The organism is Prevotella pallens (genome assembly GCF_900454935.1).
In the GTDB taxonomy this organism is placed as follows: domain Bacteria; phylum Bacteroidota; class Bacteroidia; order Bacteroidales; family Bacteroidaceae; genus Prevotella; species Prevotella pallens.
This window is the reverse complement of sequence record NZ_UGTP01000001.1, coordinates 1,006,000-1,021,177: the sequence shown is the minus strand read 5'-3', so window position 1 is coordinate 1,021,177 and position 15,178 is coordinate 1,006,000. Positions and strand designations below refer to the sequence as shown.

At 33.8% G+C, this 15,178-nt stretch carries 11 protein-coding genes; 10 read left to right on the top strand and 1 reads right to left on the bottom strand.

Annotated elements, in window-relative coordinates:
* The first annotated feature begins 305 nt into the window (after window positions 1-305).
* Window positions 306-2,360 (top strand): BspA family leucine-rich repeat surface protein, encoded by a 2,055-nt coding sequence (locus DX009_RS04390; RefSeq protein WP_115083143.1) that lies wholly within the window; start codon window positions 306-308, stop codon window positions 2,358-2,360.
* Between the two features lie 439 nt (window positions 2,361-2,799).
* On the opposite strand, the gene dinB is transcribed toward DX009_RS04390, so the two are convergent.
* Window positions 2,800-3,861, bottom strand: coding sequence for a DNA polymerase IV (gene dinB / locus DX009_RS04385; protein WP_115083142.1), 1,062 nt, complete (start codon window positions 3,859-3,861; stop codon window positions 2,800-2,802).
* Between the two features lie 199 nt (window positions 3,862-4,060).
* On the opposite strand from dinB, the gene DX009_RS04380 reads away from it, so the two are divergent.
* The 9 genes from DX009_RS04380 to DX009_RS04340 are packed head-to-tail and all read left to right on the top strand — an operon-like array spanning window position 4,061 to window position 15,000.
* Window positions 4,061-4,681, top strand: a complete 621-nt coding sequence (locus DX009_RS04380; RefSeq protein WP_006045168.1) for a sugar transferase — start codon at window positions 4,061-4,063, stop codon at window positions 4,679-4,681.
* Between the two features lie 7 nt (window positions 4,682-4,688).
* On the top strand, window positions 4,689-7,316 hold the full coding sequence (locus DX009_RS04375; RefSeq protein WP_115083141.1) for an SLBB domain-containing protein: 2,628 nt from the start codon (window positions 4,689-4,691) through the stop codon (window positions 7,314-7,316).
* 48 nt (window positions 7,317-7,364) lie between these two features.
* Window positions 7,365-8,408 (top strand): chain-length determining protein, encoded by a 1,044-nt coding sequence (locus DX009_RS04370; protein WP_115083140.1) that lies wholly within the window; start codon window positions 7,365-7,367, stop codon window positions 8,406-8,408.
* On the top strand, window positions 8,408-9,961 hold the full coding sequence (locus DX009_RS04365) for a lipopolysaccharide biosynthesis protein (protein WP_115083139.1): 1,554 nt from the start codon (window positions 8,408-8,410) through the stop codon (window positions 9,959-9,961). The genes DX009_RS04370 and DX009_RS04365 overlap by 1 nt, the downstream gene beginning before the upstream one ends.
* Entirely contained in the window at window positions 9,961-11,016 is a 1,056-nt protein-coding gene (locus tag DX009_RS04360; protein ID WP_115083138.1) for an EpsG family protein, read from the top strand. The genes DX009_RS04365 and DX009_RS04360 overlap by 1 nt, the downstream gene beginning before the upstream one ends.
* An 8-nt stretch (window positions 11,017-11,024) precedes the next feature.
* On the top strand, window positions 11,025-12,170 hold the full coding sequence (locus DX009_RS04355) for a glycosyltransferase WbsX family protein (RefSeq protein WP_115083137.1): 1,146 nt from the start codon (window positions 11,025-11,027) through the stop codon (window positions 12,168-12,170).
* Window positions 12,167-13,324 (top strand): non-hydrolyzing UDP-N-acetylglucosamine 2-epimerase, encoded by a 1,158-nt coding sequence (wecB, locus tag DX009_RS04350; protein ID WP_115083136.1) that lies wholly within the window; start codon window positions 12,167-12,169, stop codon window positions 13,322-13,324. The genes DX009_RS04355 and wecB overlap by 4 nt, the downstream gene beginning before the upstream one ends.
* 12 nt (window positions 13,325-13,336) lie before the next feature.
* Window positions 13,337-14,401, top strand: coding sequence for a glycosyltransferase family protein (locus DX009_RS04345; protein WP_115083135.1), 1,065 nt, complete (start codon window positions 13,337-13,339; stop codon window positions 14,399-14,401).
* Window positions 14,402-14,418: 17 nt separating this feature from the next.
* Window positions 14,419-15,000, top strand: coding sequence for an ankyrin repeat domain-containing protein (locus tag DX009_RS04340; RefSeq protein ID WP_115083134.1), 582 nt, complete (start codon window positions 14,419-14,421; stop codon window positions 14,998-15,000).
* Window positions 15,001-15,178 lie beyond the last annotated feature (178 nt).

The window sequence follows — 15,178 nt, the reverse complement described above, 5'->3', positions numbered from 1 at the left end:
CAATCGTATAATAAACCATCGTCCTAAACCATATATAAGAATAATGAAGAGAAGAACGAAAAAGTTACACTATGTTTCATTCATTATAATGAATGAGAGTATAGATGTGAATAATTTGTTTTTAAAGTTATCCTTTATGTAATTTAAAAGTTTCTATCCAAAACTCTATTATTAGGGTTGAGGATAAGGCTTTACGTTTTTATATCGTAGATATTTAAGAAAAAAGTAATATTAATAACCCTAACGTCCCAGTCTCTGTAAGACGTTCTCTCTAATAGAGAGTTAAGGAGAGATATTGAAAATCAATGAAAAACAAACTATTAAAAACTACTTGTGCAGTTTTTAGTTTACTGTCTACTGCACTTTTTGCTTTACCGCAACAGTTGTACGCACAAAGTAAAGAAGCTTACGTAGAGAAAAACCTAAACGAAAAGGTTATGACTTTCTATTACGACGACCAGAAAAGTAGTAGAAAAGGAATTGTTTATAGCATTAACGAAAAGCAAAAAACAGAAAGTGGGCTCGAAATACCTGCTTGGTCTGGTAATTCGCAAGATGGAGAGAAAACAACTACAAAGGTTGTTTTCGATGAATCGTTTAAAGATTTTCATCCTATAAGCACCGATTATTGGTTTGCTCAGTATACTGTATTAAAAGAGTTGAAAGGAATTGAAAACTTAAACACAACTGATGTAACCAACATGTCGCACATGTTTTATCATTGCGATGCTTTACCTTCTGTTGATCTTTCACACTTTAACACAGAGAAAGTTACCGATATGAATTCTATGTTCTCAGAATGTGCTTCGCTAACTTCACTTAATCTCTCTACATTCGATACAAAGAATGTTACAGATATGAACTCTATGTTTAATTTCTGCGCCGGATTAACTTCACTCAATCTTTCTAATTTTAATACTGCAAAAGTTAAAGATATGCGAGCTATGTTCTTTTGCTGTACTGGATTAACTTCGCTCGATCTTTCTAAGTTTAATACAGAGAATGTAACAGATATGGGTGTTATGTTCTTTTATTGTAAAGGTATTACATCACTTAATCTTTCAGGATTCAACACAGCGAAAGTTACTAATATGAAAGGAATGTTCTCTGGTTGTAGCGGACTTACTTCTTTAGATGTATCTAAATTCAATACGGAAAATGTAACAACAATGAACGGAATGTTTGCTAGTTGTACAGCTCTTACTAATCTTAATTTATCAGGCTTCAATACAGCAAATGTTACCGATATGAATGGTATGTTTGCAAACTGTTCAGAACTAACAGCTTTAGACCTTTCGAATTTTAATACAATAAACGTAACAGATATGACTTCTATGTTCTCTGCTTGTACTGTACTTGCAGAACTAAAAGTTCCTAACTTTAACACAGAAAAAGTTACTAGTATGTATGGTATGTTTGCAAATAGCAAAGCTCTTACCTCGCTTGATCTTTCAAGTTTCAATACTCCAGAAGTAACTACTATGAAAGGTATGTTTTCTGGTTGTTCCGCTTTAACTTCACTCAATATATCTAACTTTAATACTGCCAAAGTTACCGATATGTATGGAATGTTCTTCAATTGTGAAGCATTACCTTCTCTCGATCTTTCTCATTTCGATACAGAAAATGTAACCGATATGTATAGTATGTTTGCATATTGCAAAGCACTGAAATCGTTAAAGATATCGAGCTTTGATACAAAGAATGTAAAAAATATGTCGTTTATGTTCTTCTATTGTTCTTCACTTCCATCACTCGATCTTTCTGGTTTCAATACAGAGAATGTAACCGATATGGGTGCAATGTTTAAATATTGCCTCGAAATGGAAAAGATAGATGTATCTAAGTTCAATACAGAAAAGGTAACAAATATGCGTGGTATGTTCTCTGGTTGTAGAAAAATTACTTCTCTCGATCTTTCTCATTTCAATACAGAGAATGTAACCAACACAAACACTATGTTCTTTTCGTGTGATGCACTTACTTCGCTCAATCTTTCAAGCTTTAAGTTAGAGAAAGTAACCGATATGGGGTCAATGTTCTTTGCTTGCGAAGAAATGAAGACTATTTATTGCGACTACGCTTGGAAATGTGCAGAATCTACAAGTATGTTTAGTTATTGTTCAAAGTTGAAAGGTGCTGTTGCTTACGATGAAAATAAAGTAGACGTGAAAATGGCTAATCCTGAAACAGGATACTTCACTAAGAAAACTGTCGATGGTATAAATAAATCTATAGATAACACAGACACAACTATTGTAGGTATCTATTCGCTCGACGGTAAAAAACTATCTGAAATGCAAAATGGCGTGAATATACTTCGTATGAGCAATGGTAAAGTAAAGAAAGTTATGAAATAAAACTTTTATAAAGTAGACTTCTTCACAAACACAATAGATAAAAGGAGTTACTTTATATCTATTAACAAGAACAACCGCTATCAAAGAGCTAGAAACTTAATGATGGCGGTTGTTCTGTATTATAATTTATTGCAGAACAACAAGTTTTGTGCACAAGTTTTATCCTAAGTTTAACAGACGAAATTATTTTCCCATTAAACTTGATAAAGAGATATCGTACAGATATGGCTATGTGGTCCTCCTTCAGAACAAGCACTATTTATATACGATAAATCAAAGTTAAGACAGACACTACCTTATAAAAATAAAAATGTAGTATACAAAGTCCATAGCTAAAACACCAAAAGAACGATAACAGTGAGATTATACGATGATAGAGTATTAAACTGGTGTGAAACAACGCAAGAATAGCAGTTGTTCCAGTTAATTAGGAGAAGAACTATTCTTTGAAATCTAAAAAGCCTTCTTCCCACTTATGCGAAGCGTCGCCACTTACAGAAAGACCAAGTAGACGAATGGTACGATGACGATATTCAGTTTGTCGTAAAAGATATTTAGCCAATGGGAGAATATCTTTTTTCGTTTTCAACAACTTACCTGTCGTGATACTTCTTGACACTTGATTTTTAGTATCCCACTTTATTTTTAACGACAATGTACGTCCCTCAAATTTAGCTTTATCTATGCGCACAACTAATTCTATAACGAGATGATATAATGCTATTACTACTTGAGATTCTTTATTAAGATTTTCCAAATAAGTTTCTTCACACCCTACCGACTTGCGTTCATGAAAAGCTTCAACAGGACGATTATCTTTTCCACGAGCAAAGTTAAAAAATATGGAGCCCATTTTACCAAAAACTTGTGTTAAATGTATAAGTGAGACTTTACGTAATTGTTCGCCTTTATAAATTCCCATTTTATACATTGTTTGCGCAGTTTTAGGACCAACTCCCCAAAATTTAGCAATAGGTAAATCGCCAATGAAACTTAATGCGTTATCGGGGTGAATTGAAAAAATACCATCAGGTTTACGATAATCGGAAGCTATTTTTGCTAATAATTTATTATAACTGATACCTGCAGAAGCTGTTAAATTAGTTTCGCGGTATATATCTTCCTTTATTCTTTTAGCTAAATCGACAGCTAAGTCTATACCATATTTATTATAAGTTACATCAAGGAAAGCCTCATCTAACGAAATTGGTTCAACCAAATCAGTATATTTATGAAAAATATAATGAATTTGTTGTGAGACCTCTTTATATTTTTGAAAATGAGGTTCAACAATAACAAGATTAGGACAACGATTCTTAGCCTGAGCTAATGACATTGCCGAATGTATACCATATTTTCTAGCCTCATAACTCGCTGTAGTTACGACACTACGAGGTAAATCGCGGCATACTACCAAAGGTAAACCTTTTAATTTTGGATTATCTCTTTGCTCTACAGAAGCAAAAAAGGCATCCATATCTATGTGGATTATTTTACGCAATGTTGAATCTTTTCTTATGCAAAGATACACAAAAAACAAAAGTATTTAAGAAAAAAACATTATCTTTGCAACAAATTTTGGAAAACAGAGTTTATATTAAGTGGCGTCTTAAATTATAGCCATTTACATCTGATACACTCGTTTAAGAAATGAGTTTTCAGAAAACTTTGAATCAGACTGAAATAAGAATCGAATAACAATGAGTAAAGCAACACAAACCGATGCCATGGGTAGCATACAACGAGGTATAAAAAGAACCTTAGATTTTGTTATGTCTGCTTTGGGATTAATATTGCTTTCTCCCATATTTATAATTATTTCTGTGTTGATGAAGTTTCAAGGGAATGGTCCTATATTCTTTCGTCAAATACGCATTGGATATAAAGGGAAACCTTTCGTAATTCTCAAATTTCGCACAATTAGTAAGAAGACTGAAAAAAATACGCCACAACTAATTGCAAAAACAAGTTGCAAAAGTTCTACCCCATTTGAGAAATTCCTTCGTGAACACCACCTTGATGAATTACCACAATTATGGAACGTATTGGTGGGTGATATGTCGTTAGTAGGACCAAGACCGGAACGTAAATATTTTATAGACAAAATTATGGAGCATACAGACCTCTACACTGTTATCTATAATATGCGACCGGGATTAACATCCGAGGCTACATTATATAATGGATATACTGACACAATGGAAAAAATGCTGAAACGTCTTCAGATGGATATAAGTTATTTCGAAAGGCGTTCTCTTTGGCTAGACTTCAAAATAATTATCAAAACATTCGTAAATATCATTAGTGGAAATAAATTTTAAATAAGATATGAAAAGATACGTCCTTTTATTCTTCATAATGCTAAGCGCATTAAATACCTATGCACAATCGAATATGTCCGATTCACAAGTAATGGAATTCATTGTGAAAGAACATAATAAAGGAACATCACAAGCACAAATAGTAACAAAGTTGATGCAGAATGGTGTAGATATCTCTCAAATAAGAAGAGTGAGAGACACATACGAGAAGATGAAGAAAGGTAATTCTTCGTTAGGAAATGTATCAAGTAAAGATGGAAATAACGATAGAAGTAGAAAGAATAATGGACAAACACGTCCCGGACTTGACAAGAAGAAGATTGCAGAAAAAACAATGCAAGACTATGAAGATTCGGAAAACGAAGCAAGAAAATATTCAGATAAAAGATTAGATGCTGAGACTAACCACCAAAACACTTATGATGAGGACGACAAAGATTATCTCTTAATGAGAGATGAAATGGACGATTGGTTGCCACAAGATACAGCTACGATGTATAAAAACCTTTTAAAGCAACTAAAAAAGAAAAAGAAGAAAGTTTGGGGGCGTGATATATTCAACAATAGAAATCTATCATTTGAACCTAATATGAATATGGCACTCCCTGCAAACTATCGATTAGGACCTGGAGATGCTGTATTTATTGATATTTATGGAGCATCACAAAAATCGTATGATACCACTGTTGCTCCCGATGGAAATGTTACTATAGAAGGATTCGGACCTATTCAAGTAAGTGGACTCACTGTAAAACAAGCTAATGATAGAATTAGGGCTAAATTGGGAAAACGTTATAGTAACTCGAAAATAAGACTATCAGTTGGACAAACACACACCATTTTAGTGAATGTGGTAGGCGAAGTAAAAGCACCCGGAACTTATACACTGTCTGCATTTACCACTGTTTTCAATGCTTTATATATGGCAGGAGGTATTACTGACCTTGGTACGCTTCGTAATATTAAAGTTTATAGACAGGGACGACTTATAAGCACCGTGGATATATACGACTTCCTAAAACGTGGAAAATTAACAGGAAATGTTCGATTGGCTGATAACGATGTAATTGCTGTAGATGCCTACGAAGTTCTTGTTAATATCAGTGGTAAAGTAAAACGCCCTATGTATTACGAAATGAAACGTAACGAAAACTTAGGGGCACTCATTAATTACGCAGGTGGTTTTGCTGGAGATGCTTATACTAAATCTGTTCGCGTAAGAAGAAAAACGGGACGCCAATATTCGATATATAATGTAAGCGAGTTTGATATGAACCGTTTTAAACTTGCCGATGAAGACTCGGTAAGTGTAGATTCAGTTATTCCACGCTATGAAAATATGGTAGAAATAAAAGGAGCCGTATTCCGACCTGGTATGTATGAAGTAGGTGGACAAATAAATACTGTACGCGATTTGGTTGAAGCTGCAGAAGGTTTAACAGAGGTTGCTTTCGGACCTCATGCGGTTATGCACCGTATGAAGGCTGATCGTACTTTGGAAGTAATTTCTGTAGATGTAGAAGGAATTTTACTTGGTAAAGTTGCAGACATTCCTCTACAAAACGAAGACGTTCTGTTTGTTCCTACAAGAACAGATGTTCAAGAAGAACGAATCCTAACTATTCATGGAGAAGTTCAATATCCAGGGAGATATAAATATGCCGACAACGAAACTCTTGAAGATTTTATTCTACAAGCTGGTGGATTAAAACAAACAGCATCTACAGTAAGAGTAGATGTATCACGAAGAATTGTAAACCCGCAAGCAACAACTTCTGACTCTATTATAGCACAAAGTTTTACCTTTAGTTTGAAAGATGGTTTTGTTATAGATGGTCAGCCTGGATTTATTCTCGCACCTTTCGACCAAGTATTTGTACGTAAAAGTCCTGGTACAACAAAACAACAGAATGTAAGTATTGAGGGAGAAGTATTGTTTGAAGGAAGCTATTCGCTTACAGGACGTAATACGCGTTTAACCGATATATTTAAAGCTGCTGGTGGAGCAACTAATTTAGCTTATATTCAAGGAGCTAGATTGGAACGCAGACCAAATAAGATTGAAAAAATGCGTATGGAAGCTGTTTACAAAATGCAGATGGAACAAGAAAATAAGAGTTTCCTCGACCTTGCAGCTAAAAGTTCAAATGCAGCAGGTATTTTGCAAGCTTCACAGCAAACACAAGATTCGCTAATGAAGAAGTTCCAAATACCTGAAACTTATCCTGTGGGTATAGAATTGGATAAAGCTCTAGCCGCTCCTGGAAGCGACGCTGACCTAATTCTTCGTGAAGGAGATCGTATTATCATTCCACAATATAATGGTACAGTAAAAATAAATGGAGCAGTAATGTATCCGAATACTGTAAGCTACCGCGATGGCAAAAACGTTGCTTATTATATAGACCAAGCTGGTGGTTTTTCATCTGATGCAAAGAAAAGCCGTACTTACATATTATATATGAATGGTACACTTGCAAAAGTTGGACACAACGCAAAGGTACGACCGGGGTGTGAAATTATTGTCCCAAGTAAGTCTCGTGCAAGAATGAGCCTTGCAGAACTTATGACCATCGGCTCAAGCACATCAAGTATGGCAGCCGTGCTTGCAACACTTGCTAATATTTTGAAATAATAAATCGCTCTGTTTTAACAACTACCATATATTTAAAATATTGAATTAATGGAAAACGAAGAGAATGTAAAACAAATAGATTTACGATTGGTATTTAAGAAAATCGGAGAGCATAAGAAATTATTCTTTATAATATTGCCAATTGTTATTGCATTATCATCTTATATCATTCTTTGTGTACCAAGAACATACACAAGCGAAACAGCTATGGCACCAGAAGCAAGTCCATCTATGGATGTTAGTTCTTTAGGAGATATAGCCTCTTCGTTTGGTTTCGATTTACCAACAGGGAAAAGTTCCGATGCTATTTCTCCGTTGTTGTATCCAGACTTGATGAAAGATAATGGTTTTGCAACTGCATTATTTAAAGTTAATGTGCAAACCATTGACAAAAAGGTCAATACCGATTATTATAATTATCTTAAATATCATACAAAAATAACTTGGTGGCAAAAAACTTATATATGGATGCTTAAAAAATTAGCACCTAAAAATACCAATAATTTTGCTCCTGAGAAATTTAATCCTTACCAACTTTCAAAGGCAGACAACGATCTTGTGAATGGAATGAGAGATAATATTAAAATTAGTACCGATAAGAAAACTGGTATCATAAGTATTGCAACTGTAGCACAAGACCCTATGGTAGCAAAAATGCTTGCCGATGCAACTAGGACACAGCTACAAAAATATATTATCGAATATAGAACAAGAAAATTAAGAAACGATGTAGACCATTATCAAAGTTTAGTAAATCAGGCTAAACGCGACTACGAAAAGGTTCGTAAAGAATATGGGAAAATCAGTGATGCTGATATGGATGTTGTATTGGAAAGTGTAAAACTTAAACAAAATGACTTAGAGAACGATATGCAACTAAAATATAACACCTATACTACTCTTGTTGCACAACTTAAGGCTGCTGATGCAAAGTTACAAGAACGTACTCCAGTCTTTACAACTATTCAAGGAGCAGAAGTTCCTGTAAAGCCTTCGGGACCTAAAAGAGTGCTGTTTGTATTAGGCTCTCTTTTCATAGCATCTATCATTATCACAATATACGCAATACGAGACATAATGTTTGCTGAATAATGTTTTCCTTCCTAAAAAAGAATAAAATAATAGAAGAGGAAAAAAATGGAGTAAAAGCCATAGCATCTAATACATTCGTACTATTTGTACGAATGCTGTTTATGACATTAGTGAATCTCTATACTGTACGCTGTGTTTTAAATGGATTAGGACTTATTGACTATGGTATCTTAAATGCAGTTGCTGGCATTGTTACCGCAAGTACATGCCTTAGTAGTGTATTAGCACTTTCTACTCAACGTTTTTATTCTTTTGCAATCGGAAAAGGACAATTTGAACATCTTAAGGAAATATTCTCTGTAAGTATTAATCTGGTTGTTATTTTATCTATCATTCTTTTTATCATATTTGTTACTCTGGGATTATGGTTTGTAAATACACAGTTAAGTATCCCTATCATTAGGCTGTCCGCTGCAAAATGGTTACTAATATTATCCCTTATTTCATTTATCTTTAGTGTCTTACAAATCCCATATATGGGTGCCGTATTCGCACACGAGGATATGAAAATTTATGCATTCATATCTATTTTAGATTGCTTACTAAAATTAATGGTTGCAATCAATATACAGAATACACCAATAGATAGCCTGATCTTTTATGGAATAGGGTTCTCCATTATTGCTTTATTCGACCTATTAGCTTATATCGTTATTGCTAAACGCAGATATAAGGAGTGCAGATATGTGAAAGTGAAATCAAAAGAAACAATGAAAAAATTAATCTCCTTCTCAGGGTGGACTTTTTATGGTTCAGTTGCAGGAGTGGGTATGACACAAGGCAGTACTATCTTACTTAATATCTTTTTTGGTCCAATTGTTAATGCTGCTTTCAACATAGGAAATCAAGTATATAATGCACTAAGTACACTTAGCAATAGTATTGTTTTTGCTTTCCGCCCTGCAATGATAAAAGCTTATTCTGGAGAAAAATATAGTTATTTAGGAAAACTTTTCTCCATAAATAATAGAGTATTAATTAATCTTCTTATTTGTATTACAAATCCTTTACTATTAGAGACAAGGTCTATTCTCACCTTATGGTTAGGAGATATAACCGATGATATGGTAATCTTCACACAATTATATATCATTTATGAAGTTATATTAACTTTACATAACCCAATTACCATTATCATTCAGGCAACTGGAAATGTGAAACGTTATTCTATAATTGTAGAATCTATGACTATTCTATGTCTCCCCATTTCATGGGGTTTATTCAAAATGGGATTTCCACCCCCATATTTATTCTACACTATGATAGCGATATGTTTTATCGCCCACATTGCTCGATTATTAATTCTCAAAGAAAATTATCCAGACTTTAGAGTTACTGACTATTTTCTAAAAAATATTCTACCTGCTATAGTAACATTCTCTATTACTTATAGCTGCATATTATATTTCCACCTACTAATACATAATGTAATGCTTAGACTTTTTGTCGTCAGTATAGCTTCCCCCATATTAACTATGCTGATAGCATATTTTATTAATACTTCACACGAAGAACGAAGATTTATTTACCGTTATATTACTAAAAAAAGATAATGGGAGCTATTCTTGCAATAATATTCATATCCACACTATTGGCATGTTTCATAGAACAATATATGAAACGGGCACAATTTCCTACATTTATTTTTTTAGGAGTTATATTAATTCTTGTGGCTGCCTTTCGTGAAATAGGTGTAGATCCTGATTCCCAAAATTATGCAGCTTTATATCAAAATCCATATAGTTCAAATATTACTGATCATATTGAATACTCATTTATTTTATTTGCAACCATTTTAAACAGCATAACAGACTCTCCGCATGCTATCTTTCTGGTATATGCTATTATGGGGGTATCATTAAAGATGTTTGCTTTTAAAAAATATTCCGATCACTATATATTAATGCTTGCTATTTACTTGTGCTATTTCTATGAACTTCATGAACTAACTCAGATTAGAGCCGGAGTTGCTTCTGGTTTTTTTCTCATATCTGTTCTTTACACAGCAGAACGGAAAAGAAGAATAGCAGCACTTCTTATTATTTTAGGGACTCTATTCCATATTTCAGCAATTGCTCTTTTGCCAACACTTCTATTAGGGAACAAGCCTCTTAATAAGAAGACACAACTCATTTTATATCTATCGGTTCCTATGGGGTATTTTATCTACTTCACTGGAACTTCTATACTGTTTAATCTCGATATTCCACTTATTGGAGATAAATTGTCAATATATCAAGAAGCAACTGAAAAAGGTATTGGTATTGTAGAAATGGAATTATTCAATCCTGTATACCTTTTAAACGTTCTAATATTCTATTTCTTACTTATATTTCACAATACAATTACACGGAAAATTAAGTATTCTCCTCTCTTACTCAAAGTATATGCTATTGGATTAGTTCTTTATACATCATTGGGGTTCTTACCTGTATTATCATTACGCCTTAGCGAACTTTACTACATAGTAAATATTTATATGATAGGTTCACTTTATTATACTATAAAACCACGTTGGGCTGGTCTATTAATAATAGCCATAATTTGCATCGGATTCTATGCCTTTGGATTACCCCACATGGGATTAAAAGATTTAGTTAAGATTTAAAGTATACAATGAAAGCAAGAGTTATAGCATATTATTTACCACAGTTTCATCCTATTCCTGAAAATGACGAGGTATGGGGTAAAGGTTTTACTGAATGGACAAATGTTGCAAAAGCAAAACCACAATTCAGAGGACATTATCAACCACATATTCCTGCTGACCTTGGTTTCTACGATTTACGTCTGCCCGAAGTCAGAGAACAACAAGCAGCATTAGCAAGAGAATGTGGCATTGAAGGCTTTTGCTATTACCATTATTGGATGGGAAATGGCAGATTACTACTTCAGCGTCCTTTTCAAGAAGTATTGGAATTGGGTAAGCCTGACTTTCCTTTCTGCCTTTGTTGGGCAAACCATGAATGGACAACAAAAACTTGGCAGAAAGATGGAAAAAACACAGTAATTGCTCCGATGGAATATGGTGGAGAAGAAGATTATACTAAACATTTTAATTATGTACTTCCAGCTTTTAAAGACAAGAGATATATTACAATAGATGGGAAACCTATTTTCGTAATATATGATCCTTACCATTTTAAAGAGGTAAGTATCTTTATGGAGATATGGAGAAAGCTGGCAAAAGAAAATGGATTACCTGGAGTCTATTTTATTGCTCAAATAGCTAATACTTCAACTATTAAACGCAATACTGATGGAACTTTAGTTCGTGTCATTCCTAATTTAAAAAATAGTAAGGATGTATATAACAATATTCTTGCTTTAGGATTTGATGGTATCAATTCTTACGGTAAATCGAGAGGAGAAATGTGTTATCAAGGCAAAAGTATGCGTATAGCGAAACAAGTTTTACATAAGAAACTTCCATTCTTGCCATCGCTCAAATTAGATTATTCTAAAGTTGTAAGCAATTTCTTTGCCCCTGAAGATAAATGGGACAATGTTTATCCTATGATTATACCTGGCTGGGACAGAACACCACGCGCAGGAAATAGCGAAGGTATATATGTAAACTCAACACCAGAGAATTTCAAAAAACATATCGAACAAGCTTTAAATATAATAGATACCAAACCACAAGAACATAAAATTCTATTCTTGAAATCTTGGAATGAATGGGGAGAAGGTAATTATGTTGAGCCAGACTTAAAGTATGGTCATGCTTATTTAAATGCTATAAAGGAAAATATATTATGAAAAAAATACTTCTGACATTTGGGACACGTCCAGAAGCCATAAAGATGGCACCGCTTATCTTAGAACTAAACAAACATCGTGATAAGGTTAAAACAATAGTATGTGTAACCGGGCAGCATCGTGAAATGCTTGATCAAGTTTTATCGATATTTAAAATAAAACCCGATTATGACCTGAATATTATGAAAAAAGGTCAAGACTTATACGATATTACAAGTAAAGTTTTATTGGGATTACGAGATATCTTTAAACAAACTCAACCCGATATTGTATTGGTTCACGGCGATACCACAACTTCTATGGCTGCTGCTTTAGCTGCATACTATCAACAAATACCTGTTGGACATGTTGAAGCAGGATTGCGCACATATAATATATATAGTCCTTGGCCTGAAGAAATAAACCGTCAGTTAATAGGTAGAATTTCAAACTATAACTTCTCCCCTACTTCAACAAGTTCTACTAACTTGATAAATGAAGGAGTAAACAAAGAAACAATCCATATTACTGGAAATACTGTTATTGATAGTTTGTATTGGGTAGTTAATAAAATAAAGTCTGATGAACAGTTAAACATTGAACTAAAAGACGAAATAAAAACTTTTGGTTACGATATTGACAGACTGCAAGGCAACAGACGTATGGTTTTAATAACTGGGCATCGACGCGAAAATCTTGGCGATGGCTTCATTCATATCGCACAAGCTATTCAAGAACTTTCAACTCAATTCCCTGATGTAGACTTCGTATATCCTATGCACCTTAACCCCAATGTACGCAAGTCTATACACGAGGTATTGGGCAACGACTTGTTGCACTTCTCCAATATGTTCTTTATAGAACCATTGGAATACCTTAGCTTCATATATATGATGGAGAAGGCAGACCTTGTTCTAACAGACAGTGGCGGAATACAAGAAGAAGCTCCCAGCCTTAAAAAACCAGTTTTGGTAATGAGAGATACAACCGAACGTCCAGAAGCTGTTGAGGCAGGAACCGTCATTCTTGTTGGAACTGACAAAGAAAAAATTGTCAGCAACGTAAGCAAACTATTGACAAACCACAACCACTATCAGCAAATGGCAAAGGCTATTAATCCTTATGGAGACGGGAAAGCCTGTGAAAGAATTGTCAATATCTTGTTAAGTTTATAAATTGAATCCATTATGAAGCTTGGACTACTGTTACCTACAAACATTTATTTTTGTCCTTACGTCAAGATTTATACTGACATATTAGACAAAAACAATATTCAATACGATATTATTTATCCTGACAAGAGAGGACTCAAAGAAGAAGCTGCATACAGATATACACGCAAGATAGACGACAAGTCAAATAAAATTGCCAAGCTATTATACTATTGGGACTATTCAAGGTTTTTGCGTAAGACTATCAAAAAAGAGCAATACGACAAGCTAATCGTTTTTGGTCCTCAAGTAGCAATCTTCTTAAAGTCGTTCTTAAAGAAGCACTATAAGAATGAATTTATACTAGATTATCGCGATTTATCTATTGAACAGAATTTCAAAGGTATATACGAGGGACTTATGAAATTGGCAGCTTTACATATTGTTTCGTCTCCAGGTTTTATAAAATGCCTACCCAATGTCTGTGAGTCTGTATTAAGTCATAACTTTGATATAAATATATTGAAGCAAGCTATTGATGATAACGATTTATCGTACTCCATCAGCTCTAAGCAAATTAATGTTCTAACAATTGGCGGAATTAGGGATTACGAACAGAATGCGGCTATAATTTCAGCATTAGGCAACGAAGAAGACTTCATTGTTTCGTTTGTTGGCAGAGGTATTGATGCTCTGCGATTGGAAGAATTTGCCAAAGAAGGAAATTATAAACACGTTGTATTCTCTGGTTATTACGATAAGAAAGACGAGTCTTCAATTATCAATAAGAGTACGATGATGAATATTTTCTATCCGCGCAAACTATCGCACGATATAGCATTATCAAACCGTTTCTATAATTCTATATTTTTCCGAAAACCAATGATAACAACCGCTGACACCATTCAAGGCAAATATACTAAAGACTATAAATTAGGACTTGCTATAAGCAATACAACCAATCTGGCGGAAAATATAAAGGAATATCTCAATTCCTTTGATAAAGAAGAATATGAAGAAAACAGAAAAAAACTTCTTAAAGATTTCTATTCTGACTACAAGTTGTTTGAAGAAAAAGTATTAGCCTTCTGTAAGCGCTAAATATATTATGGGCTATTATGAAAACAAATAAGATAAATAAAAAAAGTGATTTCAAGGTAATCGATATTTTCACTCTGTTTAGTGATGGAGTTAGCTTTGAAGATTTTCTTTCTTACTTAAATAATCATGGTGGAATTGATGCTGTTAGCGAAAGAGGAACGAGCGCCTTTTTAGAATGTATTATCAACTATAGTAATGTAATGGTTGACTTTCCTTTTGCAAATGGGTATGCAAAACGACTAATAGAATTAGGTGCAGATATAAACAAACCGGATATAAATGGGCATGTTGCACTCCATTACTGCATTACTTCTAAGAACTATGAAATGTTCAATTATCTATTGTCCAATCCCAATATCAATATTCAGGTTGAGCCTCCTTTGCTTGGATATGCTTTAGCACATGACATTGAGTACACCCCAAATATCATTAAACTTCTTGATTTAGGCTTAGACCCATTTAAAAAAGGAACATTGTTCTCACCTTATCAGGTTTTAGTAGGTATTGATAATGGGAGTATTAAAATAGGAAATCAGACAAAAGATGTTAAGCCAATATTGAACCATATAAGAGAATTATACGGAGACAGAACTGAATAAAAGCTTATCAACAGCAACTATATCGAATTAACTCAATTTTAGACCTATAGCTCATTTTGCAGGCTGAAAAGCTCTCTGCATTCGATATTTACTTATGTTTCACCCATTCAATATACCTTCAGCACTAAATTGATGGTTTAAATTGCTCAATAGCTCATTTTGCAGGCTTAGACATTGC

Bases quoted from the DNA above. Each gene is read 5' to 3' on its own strand.
- DX009_RS04370 (WP_115083140.1), top strand. From the start codon at position 7,365: ATGGAAAACGAAGAGAATGTAAAACAAATAGATTTACGATTGGTATTT.
- DX009_RS04390 (WP_115083143.1), top strand. From the start codon at position 306: ATGAAAAACAAACTATTAAAAACTACTTGTGCAGTTTTTAGTTTACTG.
- DX009_RS04375 (WP_115083141.1), top strand. From the start codon at position 4,689: ATGAAAAGATACGTCCTTTTATTCTTCATAATGCTAAGCGCATTAAAT.
- DX009_RS04365 (WP_115083139.1), top strand. From the start codon at position 8,408: ATGTTTTCCTTCCTAAAAAAGAATAAAATAATAGAAGAGGAAAAAAAT.
- DX009_RS04355 (WP_115083137.1), top strand. From the start codon at position 11,025: ATGAAAGCAAGAGTTATAGCATATTATTTACCACAGTTTCATCCTATT.
- DX009_RS04380 (WP_006045168.1), top strand. From the start codon at position 4,061: ATGAGTAAAGCAACACAAACCGATGCCATGGGTAGCATACAACGAGGT.
- wecB (WP_115083136.1), top strand. From the start codon at position 12,167: ATGAAAAAAATACTTCTGACATTTGGGACACGTCCAGAAGCCATAAAG.
- DX009_RS04345 (WP_115083135.1), top strand. From the start codon at position 13,337: ATGAAGCTTGGACTACTGTTACCTACAAACATTTATTTTTGTCCTTAC.
- DX009_RS04360 (WP_115083138.1), top strand. From the start codon at position 9,961: ATGGGAGCTATTCTTGCAATAATATTCATATCCACACTATTGGCATGT.
- DX009_RS04340 (WP_115083134.1), top strand. From the start codon at position 14,419: ATGAAAACAAATAAGATAAATAAAAAAAGTGATTTCAAGGTAATCGAT.